At 59.6% G+C, this 19,481-nt stretch carries 18 protein-coding genes and 4 pseudogenes; 16 read left to right on the forward strand and 6 right to left on the reverse strand.

Translation table 11 applies throughout. The features are described 5' to 3' along the window. The first annotated feature begins 104 nt into the window (after nt 1-104). From XH89_RS39095 to kynU, 7 genes are all read left to right on the forward strand, one after another. Nucleotides 105-1,040: a hydroxymethylglutaryl-CoA lyase gene (locus XH89_RS39095; protein WP_128929962.1), complete on the forward strand. Its 936-nt coding sequence runs from the start codon at nt 105-107 to the stop codon at nt 1,038-1,040. Continuing rightward, nucleotides 1,040-2,254 carry a CaiB/BaiF CoA-transferase family protein gene (locus XH89_RS39100; protein ID WP_128955189.1) on the forward strand — a complete coding sequence of 405 codons (1,215 nt, stop codon included), beginning with the start codon at nt 1,040-1,042 and terminating at the stop codon, nt 2,252-2,254. The genes XH89_RS39095 and XH89_RS39100 overlap by 1 nt, the downstream gene beginning before the upstream one ends. A gap of 46 nt (nt 2,255-2,300) precedes the next feature. Further along, the gene (locus XH89_RS39105; protein ID WP_128929961.1) at nt 2,301-3,347 is read left to right on the forward strand and encodes an ABC transporter substrate-binding protein; all 1,047 of its coding nucleotides are present in this window, start codon (nt 2,301-2,303) and stop codon (nt 3,345-3,347) included. After that, nucleotides 3,347-4,192, forward strand: coding sequence for an ABC transporter ATP-binding protein (locus tag XH89_RS39110; RefSeq protein ID WP_164933581.1), 846 nt, complete (start codon nt 3,347-3,349; stop codon nt 4,190-4,192). Before XH89_RS39105 ends, XH89_RS39110 begins: the two co-directional genes overlap by 1 nt. A 2-nt stretch (nt 4,193-4,194) precedes the next feature. Continuing rightward, nucleotides 4,195-5,046: an ABC transporter permease gene (locus tag XH89_RS39115; protein ID WP_128929959.1), complete on the forward strand. Its 852-nt coding sequence runs from the start codon at nt 4,195-4,197 to the stop codon at nt 5,044-5,046. A gap of 256 nt (nt 5,047-5,302) precedes the next feature. After that, complete coding sequence (kynA, locus tag XH89_RS39120; RefSeq protein WP_128929958.1) at nt 5,303-6,142, forward strand: tryptophan 2,3-dioxygenase; 840 nt, start codon at nt 5,303-5,305, stop codon at nt 6,140-6,142. Next, nucleotides 6,139-7,353, forward strand: coding sequence for a kynureninase (kynU, locus tag XH89_RS39125; RefSeq protein ID WP_128929957.1), 1,215 nt, complete (start codon nt 6,139-6,141; stop codon nt 7,351-7,353). Before kynA ends, kynU begins: the two co-directional genes overlap by 4 nt. A 647-nt stretch (nt 7,354-8,000) precedes the next feature. On the opposite strand, the pseudogene XH89_RS41550 reads toward kynU, so the two are convergent. After that, nucleotides 8,001-8,241: pseudogene (locus XH89_RS41550) on the reverse strand (IS630 family transposase); the annotation flags it as partial. Nucleotides 8,242-8,465: 224 nt separating this feature from the next. Continuing rightward, entirely contained in the window at nt 8,466-8,795 is a 330-nt protein-coding gene (locus tag XH89_RS39130; RefSeq protein ID WP_128930197.1) for an EAL domain-containing protein, read from the reverse strand. 68 nt (nt 8,796-8,863) lie between these two features. Here XH89_RS39130 and XH89_RS39135 point away from each other — a divergent pair, with 68 nt between their 5' ends. The 7 genes and pseudogenes from XH89_RS39135 to XH89_RS39165 all read left to right on the forward strand — a co-directional run bounded on the left by XH89_RS39135 (nt 8,864) and on the right by XH89_RS39165 (nt 13,140). Beyond that, complete coding sequence (locus XH89_RS39135; RefSeq protein WP_188637391.1) at nt 8,864-9,238, forward strand: hypothetical protein; 375 nt, start codon at nt 8,864-8,866, stop codon at nt 9,236-9,238. A gap of 176 nt (nt 9,239-9,414) precedes the next feature. After that, nucleotides 9,415-9,888, forward strand: a complete 474-nt coding sequence (locus XH89_RS42250; protein WP_128929538.1) for a transposase — start codon at nt 9,415-9,417, stop codon at nt 9,886-9,888. After that, a pseudogene (gene tnpB, locus XH89_RS39145) lies at nt 9,885-10,239 on the forward strand (IS66 family insertion sequence element accessory protein TnpB). Before XH89_RS42250 ends, tnpB begins: the two are co-directional and overlap by 4 nt. 50 nt (nt 10,240-10,289) lie before the next feature. Then, nucleotides 10,290-11,849 carry an IS66 family transposase gene (locus tag XH89_RS39150; protein WP_128929539.1) on the forward strand — a complete coding sequence of 520 codons (1,560 nt, stop codon included), beginning with the start codon at nt 10,290-10,292 and terminating at the stop codon, nt 11,847-11,849. Beyond that, entirely contained in the window at nt 11,846-12,472 is a 627-nt protein-coding gene (locus tag XH89_RS39155) for a UPF0149 family protein (RefSeq protein WP_232995571.1), read from the forward strand. The genes XH89_RS39150 and XH89_RS39155 overlap by 4 nt, the downstream gene beginning before the upstream one ends. A 75-nt stretch (nt 12,473-12,547) precedes the next feature. After that, nucleotides 12,548-12,736, forward strand: a complete 189-nt coding sequence (locus XH89_RS39160; protein ID WP_128929956.1) for a type II toxin-antitoxin system HicA family toxin — start codon at nt 12,548-12,550, stop codon at nt 12,734-12,736. Nucleotides 12,737-12,741: 5 nt separating this feature from the next. Beyond that, entirely contained in the window at nt 12,742-13,140 is a 399-nt protein-coding gene (locus tag XH89_RS39165; RefSeq protein WP_128929955.1) for a type II toxin-antitoxin system HicB family antitoxin, read from the forward strand. Nucleotides 13,141-13,636: 496 nt separating this feature from the next. On the opposite strand, the gene XH89_RS41560 is transcribed toward XH89_RS39165, so the two are convergent. Together XH89_RS41560 and XH89_RS41565 are read right to left on the reverse strand one after the other, a co-directional pair. Next, nucleotides 13,637-14,725, reverse strand: a complete 1,089-nt coding sequence (locus XH89_RS41560; RefSeq protein ID WP_308421745.1) for a Fic family protein — start codon at nt 14,723-14,725, stop codon at nt 13,637-13,639. 4 nt (nt 14,726-14,729) lie between these two features. After that, nucleotides 14,730-14,990, reverse strand: a pseudogene (locus tag XH89_RS41565) (Fic/DOC family N-terminal domain-containing protein); the annotation flags it as partial. A 537-nt stretch (nt 14,991-15,527) separates the two neighbouring features. Between XH89_RS41565 and XH89_RS39175 the strand changes: the two are divergent. Beyond that, complete coding sequence (locus XH89_RS39175; RefSeq protein WP_249798546.1) at nt 15,528-16,046, forward strand: helix-turn-helix transcriptional regulator; 519 nt, start codon at nt 15,528-15,530, stop codon at nt 16,044-16,046. Continuing rightward, the gene (locus XH89_RS39180) at nt 16,039-17,262 is read left to right on the forward strand and encodes a type II toxin-antitoxin system HipA family toxin (RefSeq protein WP_128929953.1); all 1,224 of its coding nucleotides are present in this window, start codon (nt 16,039-16,041) and stop codon (nt 17,260-17,262) included. The genes XH89_RS39175 and XH89_RS39180 overlap by 8 nt, the downstream gene beginning before the upstream one ends. Before the next feature lie 278 nt (nt 17,263-17,540). On the opposite strand, the gene XH89_RS39185 is transcribed toward XH89_RS39180, so the two are convergent. Then, a complete protein-coding gene (locus XH89_RS39185; protein ID WP_128929952.1) occupies nt 17,541-17,861 on the reverse strand; it encodes a ferredoxin family protein in 321 nt (106 codons plus the stop codon). Then, a pseudogene (locus XH89_RS39190) lies at nt 17,858-19,473 on the reverse strand (FAD-dependent oxidoreductase). The gene XH89_RS39185 and the pseudogene XH89_RS39190 overlap by 4 nt, the downstream one beginning before the upstream one ends. Nucleotides 19,474-19,481 lie beyond the last annotated feature (8 nt).

Below are 19,481 nucleotides of genomic sequence, written 5' to 3' on the forward strand. Positions count from 1 at the left end.
ACCGGCAGAGCCTCGTTCCGGGGCCCCCGAAGCGGTTCGGAATCTTCATTGACAGATGATGTCACATATTGTTCTTTAATGCAAGAATATACAATAGGGCGCCAATGGACAATTCACCGGATGTGCACATCTGCGAAGTTGCACCGCGCGATGGCCTTCAAAACTTGGATGTCATTGTGCCAACAGGCGCAAAATGCGAGCTGATCAGTGCGATCGTCGCCGCGGGGGTGAGCGAGGTCGATGCGGGCTCATTTGTACCGGCTACGGTCGTGCCGCAATTCGGCGACGTTGGAGCAGTTGTTGCGCACGCGTTGACCCATAAGTCTACGACCATCGGCGCGGTCGTACCGAACGTTAAAGGTGCTGAGCGCGCGCTCGCGGCCGGAGTCAACAGCATGTATTTCGTGATCTCGGCGAGCGAAACGCACAACCGGGCGAATGTGCGCCGCACGATTGAGGAACAGCTCGAAGCATTCCGTGTAGTTCGTGCGAGGATCAACGCGCAAAAAGCTCCTGAGCGGCCGCATCTTGTGGGCGCTGTAGCGACAGCTTTTGGCTGCTCAATGGAAGGCGACGTCAGTGAGGCCGCGGTGTGTCGCCTTGTGCAGGGTTTCGCCGAGGCGGGTGCGGACGAGATCGGACTAGCAGATACCGTCGGCTACGGCACCCCAACGCAGGTTAAGCGGATCGTACGCGCGGTTCGCAACGAGACCGGCCCAAAAATGATGCTCAGGCTACATCTGCATGACACGCTTGGCGCCGGTCTTGCCAACGTCGTCGCGGGGCTCGAAGCGGATGTCCGGCGCTTCGATGCTGCTGTTTCGGGGCTTGGCGGCTGTCCCTTCGCACCGGGCGCACGGGGCAATATTGTGACTGAGGATCTCGTGTTCATGCTCGAACGGATGGGCCTCTCCACTGGGATCGATCTGGATCGGTTGATGGCGACACGCGAAATTCTCGCCCGGCACGTTGAGCAGAAGCACCTGACAGGTCATCTGCACGAGGCTGGAATTCCAAGGGTGTTGCGGAGGGTGGCATGATGGGCGGCAATCCCACATCAGGGCCGACAATTCCCCGCCCCCTCGAAGGCGTGCGCGTCGTTGAATTCAGTCAGATGGTCATGGGCCCTACCTGTGGGCTCATCCTCGCCGACCTGGGCGCCGATGTGGTCAAAGTCGAGCCGCTCAAGGGCGATCGCACTCGCTATTTCAAGGGGCCTGCCGCGGGTTTTTTTGCGACATACAGCAGGAACAAACGCAGCATCGCGCTCGACACGTCGAGCCCGGGAGGCAAACAGGTGGCGCGCCGGCTCACTGAGCGCAGCGATGTTTTGATCGAAAACTTCCGACCGGGTTTGATGAAGAGGGTCGGTCTCGACTACAATTCAGTGGCCGCATTCGCGCCGCGGCTGATTTATTGCTCACTCAAGGGATATCTCCCCGGACCCTACGAGAACCGTCTTGCGCTCGATGAAGTCGTTCAGATGATGGGCGGGCTCGCCTACATGACCGGCCTGCCGGGCCAGCCAATGCGCGCGGGCGCCTCAGTGAATGACGTCATGGGTGGCATGTTTGGGGTGATCGCGATCCAAGCCGCGCTCGCCGAACGACAGCGCACCGGCCGCGGTCGTTACATCCAAAGCGCCCTCTTCGAGAACAACGTCTTTCTAATGGCACAGGCGATGATGTGCGAGGTCGTCACCGGACGCCCTTCAATTCCGTACTCGGTGAAGGACAGTCCTTGGCCGATCTATGACCTGTTCGATACAAAGGACGGATCAAAGCTTTTCGTCACTGTCGTTGGGGAGGAGCAATGGCAGGCGTTCTGCCTCGCGTTTGATCGGGCTGCCTGGCTGAGCGATCCGCGTTTCATCACGGCTCAAGGTCGAGTTGATCATCGCGACTGGCTGATCCCGGAAGTCGCCAAGATATTTGGCGGCTGGAACAAGGCCGAACTTGCCGCGAAGCTGGAAGAACTTGAGCTGCCCTATGCGCCCGTGAACAAACCGGGTGATTTGTTCAGCGATCCCCACCTCAATAAATCGGGTGGTTTGACCGAGATCCGCTTGCCCGATGGCCGTAACACCAAAACCCCCTTGCTGCCGATATCGCTCGACGGCCGCCGCCTCGCAAATGGCAATGACCCGCCTCAGGTCGGCGAACATACACACGACATCCTCGGCGATATCGGGTTTTCGACAAACGAAATCGCTGCGTTAGAAAAAGCGGGGACAATCGCCTCGTCGGCCGTATGACGGATCTTAAGCGCCTGGTTCGCAACAAGCAGCAGGGGAGTAATGCATGACCATCACACGGCGCCGAGTCCTTGTTTCGGGCTCCGCATTTGCGGGCACCTCGTTGCTGCCGAGCCAGTCGCGCGCTCAAGGCAAGCCGGTCACCCTCGCCTTCGGCCCCACAACGCCAATCTATGCCATCGGCATGATCGCCGAGCTCAAGAACTATTTCAGGGATGAAGGACTCAATTCGAAACTGATTACAGGCAACTCGGGCAGTTTCGGTCGCCAGATGCTCGCTTCGGACCAAGCGATGTTCGCCCACGGTGACGCCAGTCACCCCCTTCAACTCACGGCGCGCGGCAAGGCATGCAAAATTCTGCTCGCAACTGAAATGGCGTGCTCGTACGCCAATGTTGTTGTGCGGCAAGACCTCTATGAAAGCGGCATCACGTCGCTCGAGAAGCTAGCGGCCTACAAGCGCCCAGACGGGGCCAAGCCGATCATCGCGGCCACGGCCATCGGATCGGGCAGTTGGGTCTATGGCACTTATCTGTTTGAAGCACGAGGGCTTGGCGGAAAAGTGAATTGGGTCGCTGGCGGCGGGCAGGAGATCATGTTTCCGTCTCTCGAAACCAAGCAGTTTGATGCCATCATGGCACCGCCAAGTTGGATCATCGAAATCAAGAAAAAGGGCTTTGGCACTCTGATCTACGATACCTCCCAACCGGGGATGTTTGAGAAAGATTTCGGGGGCACGGTTCCGGTGCTGGTCGTCTACACGCTGGCGGACACGATCGAGCAGGACAAGCCGACGGTACAGGCCTTCGTGAACGCGATTTATCGGGCGATGAAGTGGGTCAAAACGACGCCGCTCGCCGAAGTCCAGGCACTGGTTGCGCCCAAGTGGTTTTCTGGAATCGATCCCACCGCCGTTAGCGCAGAGCTTGGCTTTGACAAATTGACTTGGGCATATGACGGAAACATCGACAAAGCCGCCTATGATCGGGGCAGCAGAATTTGGTCCCGCAAGGGTACAGAAATTCCGGAGACTGCATACGAGGACGTTGTCGATATGAGCTTTCTCAATGTAGCGAAGGCAAAATACAAGTGATGTCCGCGCCTGGCCCCAGCCTCGCCGTTGCCCGAGAAACGACGAATGCGGACGCTGGTCGCACTCGGATTGCTGTGCAAGGACTAGTTAAGCGCTTCAGCGCCGGTCGAGGCGATTTTGCTGCCGTCGACAATGTATCATTCGAGGTTCGCCAAGGCGAATTCGTTGCCTTGCTCGGCCCCTCCGGCTGCGGAAAGAGCACGATCCTCAACATGGTGGCCGGGCTCTTGCCACATTCAGGCGGCCGAATTCTCGTCGACGGCGACTTAGTTGATACCGGCAAGGTAAATTCCAACGTCGGTTACGTGTTTCAGCGCGACACACTATTTCCTTGGCGAACGGTCGAGCAGAATATCGGCTACGGGCTCGAAATCTCCGGTATCACGAAGACGGAGCGTTCCGCGCGGGTTGCCGATGCGATTGGAAAGGCCGGGTTGACTGGCTTCGGCCAGAGCTTTCCTCGGATGCTTTCGGGCGGGATGCGTCAGCGGGTGGCCTTAATGCGCACCCTCATCCTCGAACCTGAAATTCTCCTGATGGATGAGCCTTTCGGCGCGCTTGATACTCATACCAAGCTGGAAATGCACAAGACATTGCTCGATATCTGGGAGCGCGAACGGCAGACTGTGCTGTTCGTAACTCACGACCTCGGCGAGGCGCTTACACTGGCCAGCCGCATCATCGTCCTGTCCGCAAGGCCCGGACGGCTGAAGGATGACTTCCAGGTGCCCTTTCCTCGTCCGCGAGATCCAGTCGGGTTGCGCGAAACGGCCGAATTCGGCCGCCTGTATTCTCACATCTGGCATTCGCTTGGCGAAGAGTTTCGCCGTACCAAGGCCGATTGATCATGGCTACCCGTCGTCAGGTGATCGTGCTCTGGCAGATCGCAATTTTCGCTTTTCTGCTTGTGATTTGGCAATGGGGCTTTGAATGGAGCAAAGCAGTTCTGCCAAGAGCCTATGTTCCCAAGATTCTCGACCCGTATTTCGTGGCGAAGCCGTCATTGATCTGGCAGAGCTTCTTGCGGCTTAGCTGCCTCAACGACCCATCGGATTTTCTGGTCTGCTTCAGGAATGCCGATAACAATCTTTGGATAGCGACGCTTGTCACGCTGAAGAATACTTGGTGGGGATTTCTGTTCGGCTCGGCCGCCGGCATCGTCGTTGGCCTCCTCCTCGGACGCTCGGACGTTCTTGCGCGCATATTTGGACCGTTCATTCTGGCGTTCAATTCGATCCCACGCATCGCGCTCGTGCCACTGATCATTCTCATGTTTGGCCTTGGCGATGTGTCGAAGGTGGTGACCGCCGCACTCGTCGTGTTCTTCATCGTGTTCTTTAATACGTTCGAAGGCACGCGGGCGGTCGACAGAGATCAAATTGCCGCCGCCCGCCTATTGGGCGCGAGCGAGCTGACCATCTTGCGTACCGTTGTCATTCCGTCTGCGCTGGCCTGGGTGTTCGCGTCTCTGCTCCCTGCAGTGTCGTTTGCACTTGTCGGCGTGATCGTCGGAGAGTTTATCGGCGCTGAACGTGGCCTCGGCAAGCTCATCATTGAGGCAGAGGCACGCGCCAATGCCAGCGAAATGATGGTCGCGATCTTTATAATGATGATCGTCGGAACCATGCTGGCGCTGCTTGTACAATATTTGCAATCATACCTCTTGCGTTGGCAGCCGCAGTTCGAAAGATCTGCATAAATCGTCGACCGGCAGATGATGGAACAGCGACGATGAATGCGCAATTTGGCACGCTCGCAGCGCGGGTGGGCGGCGGTGAACGTCTCAGCTTAAGTTGCCAAGCCGAGCTGATGGGGGATGTCCGGATCAGGCGGGAGGTTCCGAGTCGTCTCGTCGTCGAGCCAAATCGCAACCCCTGCAGGCGCAGTCGTCCCACTAAGAGATCCCTGGTCAGAGCTCACCCCTTGTCTGATCGGTCTGACTAAGGACGCCCGCGATGGCCAACAATGACTACGATCCAACAGCAGAAGGCGCAGAAACGAATTTCGCTGCGCGGATGTCCTATAGCGATTATCTGCGATTGGAGACCATTCTCAGCGCGCAGCATCCGCTGTCGGATGCGCACGATGAGATGCTGTTCATTGTGCAGCATCAGGCCTCGGAGCTCTGGATGCGACTTGCCATTCATGAATTGGGTGCGGCCCGCGACGCGATTGCACGCGACGCCGTCGCGCCGGCAATGAAAATGCTGGCGCGCGTCTCACGTATCTTCGAACAGTTGAACAGCGCATGGGACGTGCTGCGCACGATGACGCCAAGCGAGTATACGCATTTCCGGGCGAAGCTCGGACAGTCGTCCGGCTTCCAATCCCGTCAGTACCGCCTCATCGAATATGTTTTGGGCAATCGCAATCCAGCCATGCTGAAGCCGCACGCGCATGATGCGGAGGCGACACGGCTTCTTGAGAGGGAGCTCACAATCCCAAGCCTGTACGACGAGGTGCTGCGCCTCGGCAACCGCAAGGGGCTTGCGATTCCGCGCTCCGTACTGGAACGTGATGTCCGTGAAACGCATCGCCTCAACGATGCAGTGGTCGAGGCCTGGCGCTGTGTCTATGAGGCGCCGGAAACGCATTGGCTGCTCTACGAGCTTGCTGAGAAGCTCGTCGACTTCGAGGACTATTTCCGCCGTTGGCGCTTTAACCATGTGACCACCGTGGAGCGCATCATCGGCTTCAAACGAGGTACGGGAGGCACCGGCGGCGTCAGCTATCTCAAGCGAATGCTGGAGGTCGAACTATTCCCGGAACTCTGGCGCGTCCGAACGGTCCTATGAGCACTACAGAAAACAGATTGCGCGTTTACGAACAGACAAAGCCGCTGTTCAACATTCCGGACGGTGTGACATATCTGGATGGCAATTCGCTTGGTCCGCTGCCGCTTAGCACGGCTGATCGAATGGGCCGCGTCATCCAGCAGCAGTGGGGCGTCGAGCTGATCCGCGCCTGGAATACTGCCGGCTGGTATGTGCAGCCGCGCAAGCTGGGTGATCGGATTGCACGGCTTATTGGCGCTGAAACTGGGTCTGTCACCGTTGGCGATACGCTGTCGTTGAAGGTCTATCAGGCGCTCTCCGCCGCGCTCGAGATGAATCGTGATCGCAAAATCGTGTTGTCGGATACCGGCAATTTCCCGACCGATCTTTATATGGCCGAAGGCTTGATCGCGACCTTGGGACGCGGGCACCAATTGCGGCTCGTTCGGCCTGAGGAGATAGAGGAATCGCTGTCCGAGGAAATCGCGGTGCTCTATATCACGGAGGTGGACTATCGCACGGGGCGGCGTCATAACATGGCCGAGCTCACCGCAAGAGCCCACGCACTGGGCATCGTCACTGTCTGGGACCTCGCACATTCTACCGGCGCGTTGCCCGTCGATCTCGCACGCGTTGGCGCCGACTTCGCGGCCGGATGCACCTACAAGTATCTCAACGGCGGCCCTGGGGCGCCGGCGTTTCTCTACATTGCGCCGCGCCATGCTGATCACGCGCGGCCTGCTCTGTCGGGCTGGATGGGCCACGCCAAGCCCTTCGCCTTCGATCTCGGCTATGCACCAGCAGTTGGCATTGAGCGCATGAGGATCGGCACTCCGCCCGTGCTCGCTATGGCAGCGCTGGAAGCCTCGCTCGATATCTGGGACCGCATCGACATGCATGAAGTCCGCGCTCGCTCGCTCGAGCTCGCCGATCTGCTGATTGGCGAAGTCGAGCGTCTCTGCCCGCAGCTCAGGCTGGTGACGCCGCGCTCGCATGAAGAGCGAGGCTCACAGGTTTCGTTCGCATTTGAAAGGGGCTACGCAGCGATGCAAGCCCTGATTGCCCATGGCGTGATCGGCGACTTTCGGGCGCCCGACATCATGCGGTTCGGTATCACCCCGCTTTATATCGGCAAGGCCGAAGTGATGAGAGCAATCGAGGTGATCGAGCGGGTATTTACGCGGGAGCTTTGGCGGCGGCCAGAATATGACGTTGTGCATGCCGTGACATGAGCGCTTAGCAATGCGTGCGTCTCCACCAAGTCTGCTCACACACAATACCCTGCTGCGAGATAGCAGGTACTCGTCTGGCGGGTGTCCCTTTCCCCGACACAAAATCGTGTTACAGTCTGTGCATACTAGTGCTCGCTGGGATTTTGCATCACCTTCCCTTGGCTGGCTAAACGCCGCTCGCATCGGTTTTTCAAGCGGGCGGCGTTTTTGCCTTTTTGTGTTTACCGCCTTGAGCCAAACGAAAAAGCCCCGGTTTGCCGCCGGGACCTCCCTTTTCCGATATACGCATTTAAGCTGTGTCGGGTGGGACTGAGGAAGCACCCGACGATCTCCGCCTAACCGCGGTGTCCTAATTCATCGTTACGGAGTCCGAATTAGGATTGAACCTACAGATAGGCATGCATGCCGTTCCCGAGCGCCCCCGGCGAGGAGCTCCGCTCCTCGTTCCGCGACGGATCGAAGCAGGATGGAGTGCGTCGTTTCGGCGTAGAGAAGAAGGGAGTGTTCGAATGAACGGTGCCTTCTGGTTATTGCTCTTACTAGCCCGGCTTATCGGTGTCGGAAACGACTGAAACTCCGAAATTTGAGCGGGATCACCCTAACGTTTTTTGGAACGACTAAAATGCGCGAGCACCTAGTGGTTCAGCTCAGTGATTTTGACTCTTTGCGGTGGCTGGATAGGCGCGGCCGAGTTTGGCGCGTGCTTTGTCAGGTTGCGAACATCCACTTGATGCGAGCTCGAGTTTTGCTTCGCCGGCTTTGCCATGCTGCGATCTCGTTTCGGGACCTTTTGGGGTCGTCGATGCGGCGGCCAAGACACTGGCGCTGAAACACGCTGATCTCGCACTCGACCATGATGAGCCAACTGGCGTGTTTCGGGGTGTAGTGACCTGCCGGCCAAGCCGTCTGGCCCCCTCGCCCGCAACCGTCGAATTTTTTGGTCGCGCGCCTTCCGGCGCCGTCGTCGCAATGCCCACTTCCCGATCGAAATTATTTCGAAAAATGATAAGAAAAGGCGCGTCACGGAAAGCGACCAGAAAGATCTGCTGTCATCGGCAAATCAAGCAGACTTCATGATCTTCACGGTCCCGAACGGTATGCTACAATGTGCATTACACGGAGTGCCCAAGCCCCATCTTTCGTCGACGTGACCTGCCACTCATCATGTGGGACAAAACGGCGTGTGGCAGTTTTAGCCTACCGATCAAATAGCCTTGTGCTGCGTTGCAGCCGAGTTTGGGCAACCACGACCATTGCTGCTCCGTTTCGATACCCTCGGCCAGCAGCGGTATTCCAAGACTCCTGGTCCTGCTCACGATGGCACGCATGATCGCGTCGGAGCGCTGGTTGGTTCCAAGCTCCGCGACGAAGGGGCGATCGACTTTGATGCGATCGAATAGGAAAGCGTGGAGGTAATCGACTGACTTGGCTTCACGAGGAATACCACGCCTATCTGCAGGCTGCTGACGAGCCGCGTCGCGGCGACCTCGATAGCCGAGGCAATCTTACGATGGCAGGGCTTCTTGATTTCTGCAAATTCTTCCTGGCCACCTGTGTTGACCAGGTCAACTTCATGGCCGGGCTTTTGGAGCCGGAAGAATTACTGAGGCGGATGGAGATTTGGACCGAGGAGGAGACGCGTGCAAAGCGCCTTCCAAAGGGTTCATGGCCTTTGCTGCGCGAAGCGGTCATGGCGGGCGAATATGCTCGGGGCCCTGCGCGCGGCCTCACCGGCTACAAAGAGCGCCAGGCGCGGGCGGTGCTCAACTCCCTTATTGAAAAGGGTTACCTCGTCTCGTCCACAACACGCTCGCCGGTGAAGCTCGGCTTCCCAACTGCGGTTGTCGATCGTTGGTTTCCAACACTGTATCAGCCAACCGCTTAGAGCCACACGCCAGCCCGCTGCAGATTCGGTCCTGTTACCGCCGCCTCAGAAATTCCGGTATCGAAGGCGGAACCCTGGGGTCAACATTGGGTGTAACCGGCATGAGCCCCCCACCTGGGCATCGCGCGAATGAGCTGCGATACAGCCTGGCATGAACTGTTTTTTGGAGGTGGGCTATGGCAGATGCCATGCATGAAGCCAGGCTTGATGCCAGGCAGGAAAGCGGCTCCTATCGTCGGATCGAGGTGATCACAGGGCAGCGTCGACGACGGCGCTGGACGGCTGAAGAGAAGGCTCGGATCGTGGCCGAGAGCTTCGAGGAAGGGGCCAATATTTCCGAGGTCGCTCGGCGCCATGGCGTTGTCCGTGGGTTGCTGACGGTGTGGCGGCGCAAGTTCGCGACGGCAGTGAGCTTTCAGGCGCCAGGCTTCGTGCCGGTCCGGATCGCTTCCGAGAGCGGTCCGGCGACGGCAGACGAGTCGGACCGGTTAGCGTGCGCGCATAAGGTGCCGCCGCAGATGGCATCGGCTCCAGGCAAGCTTGGCGGAATGATCGAGATCGAGCTGGGCGGGGCACGCATCCGGGTCGAGCCCGGAGTGGAGCTGGCGACGCTTTCGACAGTGCTATCGGCGCTTCGGGGCATCCGTTGATTGCATTACGGTCTGACCTCAAGGTGGTGCTGGCGGCACAGCCAGTCGACTTTCGCAAGTCGGTGCACACGCTGTCGGCGCTGGTGAGCGAAGCGTTGCACGCGAACCTCGTATTGCGGCGACATCTTCGTGTTCCGCAGCAAGCGCGCGGACAGAGTGAAGCTTCTGGCATGGGATGGTAGCGGCATGGTGCTGGTGACGAAGTGGCTGCACCAGGGACACTTCACCTGGCCGCCGGTCCGCGACGGCGTGGTGCATCTGAGTGCGACACAACTCGCGATGCTGCTCGACGGACTTGAGTGGACGCGTGTTTCACACAAGCCTGTGAAGCAGCCGGCCGTTGTCGGCTGAGAGGCGAAGATTTTGCTGGAGCCTGTGATGGGCGGATATATCGTTCGATCATGGCGATTCGTCCCGAAGCTCTTCCGACCGATGCAGCGGCTCTGGCCGAGATGGTGCTCGCGCTTGACGCCGAGAACGAGAAGCTACGTGTGGCGATGCAGACGCTGAAGGAGATGATCTTCGGCAAGCGCTCAGAGCGGCTGGCGGCGATCGTGGCCGAGCAGCTCGCGCTCGAACTGGACGATCTCGCGACTGGCGTCACATCACCTGCGCCAGCCAACGACGATTTGCCTGCGACGAAGCCGGCTGGGAAGCCGCGCAAGAAGGCGAGGCGCAACATCGGCGCGCTACCCAAGCATTTGCCTCGCTGCGAGCAGGTGCTCGAGCCAGACACGACAGCGTGCCCGTGCTGCCAGGGCCTTCTGCACCGGATCGGCGAGGATGTGAGCGAGGTACTGGACGTGATCCCGGCGATCCTGCGGGTACTGCGCACGATTCGTCCCAAATACGCCTGCCGCGGCTGCACCGACGGCGTGGTGCAGGCGAAGGTGCTGCCGCGTCTGATCGACAGCGGCATGGCATCGACGGCACTCGTGGCTCACGTGGTGATCTCGAAGTTCGCCTGGTATCTGCCGCTGTACCGCCAGGTGCAGATCCTGGCCGGTCAGGGCCTTCATCTCGACCGCGCGACGCTCGCCGGCTGGGTGAAGCGTGCGGCATGGTGGCTTAAGAGTCTTTATGAGCTTCAGCTGCGGACGATCCAGGCTTCGCCGCGGCTGTTCTGCGACGAGACGCCGATGCCGGTGCTCGATCCCGGACGACATCGCACTCGTATCTGCCAGTTCTGGGCGCATGCGATGGATGATCGCCCATGGGGTGGCCCATCGCCGCCGGCGGTCGCCTATGTGTTTGCGGATGGCCGCGGCACCGAGGAGATCGCCGGGCAATTGGCCGGCTTCTCCGGCATTCTGCAGGTGGATGGCTATGCCGCCTACAAAGCGCTTGCCCGCGGTCAAGGCGGGGCGATCCAGCTGGCTTTTTGTCTCGCGCATGCCCGACGCAAATTCGTCGAGGTGTACAAGACGATGCAGTCGCCGTTCGCTCACGAAGTGATCGAGCGCCTGCAAGCGGTCTACGCCATCGAGGCCGAGATCCGTGGCTTGAGCGCCGAACAGCGGCTTGCCGCCCGCCGCACCAGGTCCGCACCGCTGATGGAGGTGCTGAAGGCGCGACTGACCTCGATGCTCGACCACCTGTTCTCCCAATCGAAGCTAGTGGAGGCCATCAACTATACGCTCAATCACTGGGACGGACTGACGCTATTTCTCCGCGATGGCCGCGTCGAGGTCGACAGCAACACCGTCGAGCGTTCAATGCGCCCGATTGCGATGGGGCGCCGTAACTCATTGTTCAGCGGCAGCGAGGGCGGCGCCGAGAGCTGGGCAATCCTTGCGTCGCTGGTCAATACGGCAAAGCTCCACGAACTCGATCCGCAGGCCTATCTGGCCGATGTGCTGGAGCGCATCGTCTCCGGTCAGACCAAGAGCCACCAGCTGCACGAACTTCTCCCCTGGAACTGGAAGGCGACCCGCGAGCTCAGCGCACGGGTGGCCGCATGACCCGCCGCCGCCGTTCATCATCTTCATCATCGATGGCGGCAGCCGCGATGCCGCTCGACGAACTTGAGCCTTGGCTACAGGCTCGTGCCGAGCAGCATCCCGTCGCCACCAGTCTTCCCATGCTCGACGGCTATGTCGCCGCGATCGTGGCCGGGCCGGTGTCGATGAGTCCGCTCGACTGGATCTGTCCGCTGCTCGCCATCGACGCCGACGCATTCAACCATGGCGGCACGCCGGAGTTCGCCGCGATTTCGGCCGTCGCGCTGCGCCACAACGACATCAGTAATGTTCTTTCCACCGCACCACATCGGTTCGCACCGGTCCATGGCCGCAAGCCGAATGGCGACGTTGATGCGCGGCCGTGGTGTCAGGGATTCCATGCCGCCATGCGGTTGCGACTATCAGCCTGGGGCCCACTGCTCGACGTCAGCAACATACACCACGGCTTGCTCCTGCCCATCCTGCTGCATTGCGTCGACGATCAAGGGCGTCCACTGCTTGGACCACCAAGGAAAGGCCGCGAGACCGAGGAATTCCTGCGCAACGCCCATGCCGACATTCCGGACGTCGTCGAGGCCATGCGTCAGTACTGGATGCCGACCCGCTACGCTCGCACAGGCTGATCACTGCAGACGTGGGAGCTCATACCGGTTACCATTGGGTTGACAGTCTACACATAGTGTGTATAAATACACACTATGAAAAGCCGGGAAATTATCTCGATCCTTCAAGGGGATGGATGGTTTGAGGTGGGCCGGAAAGGCAGCCATGTGCAGTTCAAACATCCATTCAAGAAGGGTCGCGTAATTGTTCCGCACCCCGAACGGGATGTCCCACTCGGGACACTGAAGAGTATTGAAAAGCAGTCAGGTCTCAAACTGAGGTAAGCGCCATGCGTAACTATATTGGTCTTATCCATAAGGATGCCGACAGCGATTTCGGCGTCTCATTTCCAGACTTCCCCGGAGTGATCACGGCAGGCAAAAGCCTTGATGACGCTCGTGCTATGGCAGAGGAAGCCCTCACCCTTCATATCGAGGGTCTTGCTGAAGATGGAGAAGCCATTCCGGAGCCCTCTACTCTAGAGGATGTTATGGCAGATCCTGATCATCGAACTGGGGTAGCTATTTTGGTGTCGGTCAAACCCGAACAACCAAAGGCTATACGTGTGAATGTCACCCTTCCTGAGGACGTTCTGAATCAGATCGACAAATATGCTGAAGCGCACGGCTTTACGAGATCGGGCCTCCTAACTCAGGCCGCGAAGAGACTCATAGGAGAAGCAGCCTAAATCAAGGCTCTGAGTTCATTCGAAAAAGACCGCAATACGATCAGACGGACGCATTGCGGAATGGGCACCGCTATGTGGGCCGATGCGATGTTGACGCTGTTCAAAGCGACATGCCGAGACGCAGGTTGAATTCTGCCGATCGGCACGAGCGTGGTCCCCGGCACTGTTACGTTGCACCCCCGGACTCCTCGGCACTCCGAGCCTGCGCGCCTTGATCTGCGTCGACAGCACCGTGAGCCACGTTCGATGGAACGAGGCGTGGGATTGCAGTTTGATGGCGAAAGCATTTGGACGAGGTGAATTCCGGCTCCGGCAGCAATTCGGTTGCGGGGGCCGATTTCGTTGTCAGACGGCCAGCCGTAGGCTCAACGGATAGCCAATACCGAATAAAGGCCGGCGGCGTGGACAGTGGTCGGCCAGTTGCGACGGATGCGAAGAAGGCCGCGGTTGAACATGACGCGAGCATCCATGGCCGTGGACCACCTGGACGATCCGCTTAGCTCTCGCGGCATAGTTTGCCTGCCCATAGTTCCAAATTTGCCAGTTCTAAATTTTTCATCCGCCAATACCGGCATAAGAGAACGGATTTATTTCGATGAAGCAGCCGGAGCGCCTCTTCGATTCTGAGCCGCAGCCATCTTCCGGAATTCGCTCTATGGCCCCTTGGGGCCGACCGAGATCTTGTCAGGACCGACCTCGGGACTGACGTTTGCGAGAACCGGCTCTTCGCCGAACGGGCGGTTGATGATGGCAAGCGCCTCCGAGGCGGCGTACGCGGTTGCGCGCGTAGCCGGTCCGCTCCCGTAGGATGCCCACCTCTTCCAGCTGCGCGATGCCCTGGTTGATCTGGGCGGTAGAGATGTCGAGAAGTTCGCGGAGCCGTTTCGCCGTCACGACCGGATAGTTGTGAAGCTCGTCCAGCGCCCGAAGAGCCGCAGAAACCCTTACGGAATTTCCGGCGACCCCTCCAGCGTTCGGACAACTCCGACAGCGCCTGCCGGGTGCGGATGAGCTCTTCAACGGTGGCGGTCACGGCGTCGGCCATGAACGTGATGATCGGCTCCCAGTCGAGCCGCTGCTGGGCGTTCTTGAGGGATGCGTAGTACGTGCCCTTCTTGCTTTCGATGTAGGGAGAAAGGTACAGCGGTACACGCTTCTCCGCCGCCATCATGAGCGGGAGGAGGAGACGACCCACGCGACCGTTGCCGGCGCGAAAGGGGTGTACCGCTTCGAAATGGGCGTGCGCAATGGCCATGCGCGTGATGAACCCTTGAGTCATCTGCTGCATGCCCTCGTTCCGGAGGTAGTCGACCGCCTGAGCGAGGCAATCTGGCACGTCGGGTGGGGGTGGAGGATTTATACTTGAATATGCGATGTCTTTGTTCCCGCCGATCCAGACTACGCGCGTTCGGAAGTCGCCGGGATCGTCCTGATAATCCGGGTCGTCCTTCATCACGCGCGATGGAGATCCTTGATCGATCAATAGTGAAGACGCCGTAGCCAAGCTCGGTGGCCCGCGGGACAAACCTATCGAGGGCGACGGCGTAGCTGCAGACCTGGCGTGCCTCGTTGCGGGCGCCGTCATCGCCCGTCTCTTCGACGGAAAGCAGTTCGTCGAGAGTGCTCTGGGTGCCTTCGATCGACGAGGAACTGACCGCCTCGCGCCTGGTAAGGATGGCGTTGACCGTCCCGAATGCCGCTTGTGCCGCTTCCAGGGCTTTCGCTGCACCGGGGGCGAATACGCCGTCCTCTGGAGGTGCCGGTGGAACGATCCCGTAGTGGGAATCGTAGGGTGGCGGAAGCCGTTTTAGGGTTTCCCGGATGGTGCGGCTGAGATCGCTACGCTTCATGGAACCCAAACTAAGAGGCTAATTTTGCTAGTTATATTTTGGGTTGTTGCAAAAAACCATAACACACCGCGATCGCTGAGGCTTTATTTTGGTTCGCAAGGAAGCAATTCCCTCGTGTTTATGAGTTCCGGCCTTTGCAAAGCGGGTTGATGGATCTGAGGCTCTCAAAGTCTCTTTCGTTATCGGTCCACGATGGATCCGTTCGCCTCTCGGCTATGGCAGCGATGATCGTCTAGGCAGCTAGGTTTTTCGCAGTTTCTTGCGCGGGCGGGAACGCCGCAGGGCCTGGGCCGGGCGGCCTAGTCAAGAGCCGGCCCGGCGAAGGCCGCGCGCAAGCGAAATTCGTCCGCGCTTCATCGATAATTTTACTTATCATGATGGCTGCTTGATAACAATACTGATCGGTCAGCTTGAGACATGTCGGCGTTTCGATATATAATACAGATCGAATGACTTATTTGATCAGGATAATATATTGTGACTTACCAAAGTGAAGAGCTCATCAAAGCCGCCTCCGCTCAGCGCGCAAAGGCGGGCATGAGCCAACGCGCGCTGGCGGCCCGCGCGGGTATGACCCAGGCGCACATCTCGCAAATCGAGACCAGTCGCCTCGAACCGGGCCTGTCGAGCTTCATGCAGATGGCGCGGGCGCTCGACCTGGAGCTCGTCCTTGTGCCGAAGAAACTTCTTCCCGCGATAGAGGGCTTACTGCGATCAAACGCTGCCGAATTCTCGTCCGAACAAGGATCGTCGGATGTCTTCAGCAAGGCCGAACGCATCGTCTCTGGTCAAAGGAAACGCTATGGCAGTTCAGCCACCCTCGACCGCATCGCCGAATATTTTCGCTTTCTGAAACAGGTCCATCTTTCAAAAACCGACCTGGCACTTGTCTCAGATATCGTCGAGAGCCTGCGTCCCTATAGCGTCGAACCTATACCCAGGGCTCTGCTGGAAGATTCTGCAGGCGCGTTACAGGGTGTACGCAACAGGGTCGCTCATCCCGAAGAAGCCCCTCGCCCCGCCTACGCTCTCGACGATGAGGACGACGATGCCTGACGTATCCGTTCTAAATGTCCACCTGCACGATACCCCGATCGCGACTCTCACACTCGTGCAGGGCGATCGTTCGCTGCTCGCCTTCAATCAGACCTACATCGATGACGCCCACCGTTCCACCTTGAGCCTGTCTTTCAAGGACTCGTTCGGGAATCTGCTCACCTCGTTCAAACCGTATCAACAAGTTCTCGCGCCATTCTTCTCCAATCTTCTGCCGGAAGGGCCGCTTCGTCGCTATCTTGCGGAACGGGCGGGCGTGAAGGAACGGCGCGAGTTCTTCCTCCTGTGGATGCTGGGCCGAGACCTTCCGGGTGCCCTGTCGGTCCACCCGGCCGATGGAGACGCGCTGCCCCCCCAGGTCGAGGAGAATCTTACGCCCGATAAACGGCAGAACATGATGCGCTTCTCGCTTGCGGGCGTGCAGCTGAAGTTCTCCGCGCTCAAGAATGATCCCAAGAAGGGCGGACTCACTATTCCGGTCGAAGGTGTCGGCGGTTCATGGATCGTCAAGCTACCGTCACATCAGTATATCGGCGTGCCTGAGAACGAATACTCCATGATGACCCTGGCGAAGGACATCGGCATGGATGTGCCCGAGCTTCAACTGATCGACGTCGAGGCAATCAAAGGTCTTCCGGACGGAATCGGCGAACTCGAGGGGCGGGCGTTTGCCGTGAAGCGGTTCGACCGCACGGCTGATGCTCCGGTCCACATGGAGGATTTCGCTCAGGTATTCGGCGTCTTTCCGGATGAAAAATACGACAAGGCGAATTACCGAAGCATCGCGCGTGTCCTCGGCATTGAGACTGGTGAGGCCGACCTCGCCGAGTTCGTCCGACGACTCGTATTCAGCACACTGATCGGCAACGCCGACATGCACCTGAAGAACTGGTCATTGATCTACCCTGATGGGCGGACACCCGTCCTGTCGCCCGCCTACGATCTGCTCTCGACTATTGCGTACATCCCGGACGACAAGATGGCGTTGAACTATTCGCGCACGAAGAAGATGGCCGAATTCTCAAAGGACGAGCTGGCGCATCTGGCTGCCAAGGCGAAGATGTCGGAGACGCTTGCGCTCGAAACGGCTGCGGAAACGGTGCAGCGCTTCAAGAAACTTTGGAAGGAGCGCAAGACAGAACTCCCGCTGCAACGACAAGTCATCGAAGTCATCGATGCACATACCGAGACGATCCCGATCTACAAGGAGCTCTAAGGCTTGAATAGCCGGGGTTTCTGACAGAATAGAGTGAGAGACGCTTCCTTCCCACTGGTTATTTGAATTCGATGAAGTCCCTGCGCGCGGACTGTGGGGTCAGGCGAGCCTCGCCCGGCGCTGGATATGAAATTCTTGAGTTGCGAGTAGACCGTCATTGACGGTTTCTATCAGATCTATGCGTCGATCCCAGCGAAGTTGCCTCCATCGCGTTACGCACCTACGCCGCAACGTTAGTCGCATTGATGGCGGAGCGGGAGCGAATGCATGCACTGTCCTCAATGCACAAAGAGGAGGTAGCTGCGATCAGCGTTGCGCCGATTGCTCGTCTCGTCGGTCCAGCCGACGGCACGGCGATAGCTGCCCATCACCCCGGCCTCCTTGACGGTGACAAGATCGACCCGCTCTGTCTCATCGGCAAAAGGGGAGACGTAGAGCGCGTCCTCAGGACAATAGAGCTCGCAGAGGAAGCAGGTCTGGCAATCGCTCTGCCGCGCGATCACCGGAAGCCCGTCCGTTTTGTCGAATACGTTGGTCGGACATACCGCGACACAAATGTCGCAAGAGGTGCAGCGCTCGCTATCGATGACCTCGATCATTCCGCAGCCTCCGCGTAAGCCGCCTCGGCATGGGGCCGGACGGCGGTCCAGACTTCGTCAAGGCCGCCCGATGTCAGGTAGTGGCGCTGCCGATGGTCCTGCTCGGGGAAATCGTCACGACGATGCATGCCGCGGCTTTCCTGACGCGCCAGTGCGCTGCGGTACATCCATCGCGCTGTGGCCAGCATCGCCGCGCTTTCACGCGTGCGGAGCAATTCGGCCGCGCCGGCAGCGCCTGCTTCCGAGACATCGCGCCAGGCGGCATCGAGGCGCGCCAGCGCACCACCGAGCCGTGAGGCCTCGCGGAAATAATTCAGCTCATAGGGGAAGACCTCGTCCTGGACGGCTCGCGCCAGCGCGGCCGGCTCGAATGCGCGCCGCGACCGGCTCCGGAGGCCGACCGTTCCAGCCGAGGACAGCTCTCGACCGTCAGCGGCTTGCCGCGCGTAGTCCGCGGCGCCCTGCCCGGCCAGCGTCCCCGACGTCATCGCCCAGGCGGCGTTGTGGCTGCCGCCGCCGGTGAAGCCACCGCAGATCAATTCGCGCGTCGCCGCATCTCCGGCGGCATAGAGCCCGGGGACGGTGGTTGCGCAGGTCTCGTCGACGATGCGAAGGCCGCCGGTGCCACGCACGGTGCCTTCCAGTCGCAGCGTAACCGGAAAACGATCCTTGAACGGATCGATTCCGGTGCGGTCGAAGGGCAGGAAGAAATTCGGTTGCGAGGCCCGCATGTGCAGCTGGACGTCCGCGTCGGCCTTGTCGAGCCGCGCATAGACCGGCCCCCCGAAGCAGGGCTCGGGCAATCGCGGAACGACCGCCTTTGGATGCAGCACCAGCTGCCGTCTTCATAGGTGAAGTTGGCCCAGCCATAGAACAGCGTCTTGGTGACCGAGCCGAACGCCGGCGAGATCGCGTAGGGATTGGAAAACTCCATGCTGCTGAATTCGGCGCCGGCTTCGGCGGCCATGAGATAGCCGTCACCGGTGAGCACGTTCGAACCTAGCGTCTTGCTCAGAAACGCACAGCCGCCGGTCGCAATCACCACCGCTTTGGCGCGCACGGTCCAGCGATCCTGCTTCTGGCGACGCAGGCCGCTCGCGCCCGCAACCGCCCCGGCCTCGTCGAGCAATAATTCCAGCGCCGGGCTGTGATCGAGGACGGTGACGCCGGCCTGCTTGGTCCGCTTGCGCATCAAGCGCATATATTCGGGGCCTTGCAGCGAGTTGCGCTGCGACTTGCCGTGGTCATCCACGGGATAGGGATAGCCCCATTCGGCGAGGCGATTGCTCTGCTGAAAAGTGAGATCGAGCGTGCGGACCATCCAGCGGCGGTCCTGAAGATATCCGCCGAGCTTCTCGCGGCTCGCCATCGACGCCTCGCGGTCAGTCGGCGTGGGATCGACGTACCAGACGCCGGTTCCCGCCGCCGCGGTCGAGCCCGAGGTGCCGCAAAAGCCCTTATCGGCGAGAACAACACGCGCGCCGCGTTCGGCCGCGCTTACCGCTGCCCAGGTGCCCGCGGGCCCGCCACCCAGCACCAGCACGTCTGCATCATATTCGACCGATCCTGAAGGTGCGGACCTACGCTCGGCGCGATGGATTTGGTTGGTCATTGAACACG

Origin of the sequence: Bradyrhizobium sp. CCBAU 53340 (assembly GCF_015291645.1) — a bacterium.
Lineage (GTDB): Bacteria > Pseudomonadota > Alphaproteobacteria > Rhizobiales > Xanthobacteraceae > Bradyrhizobium.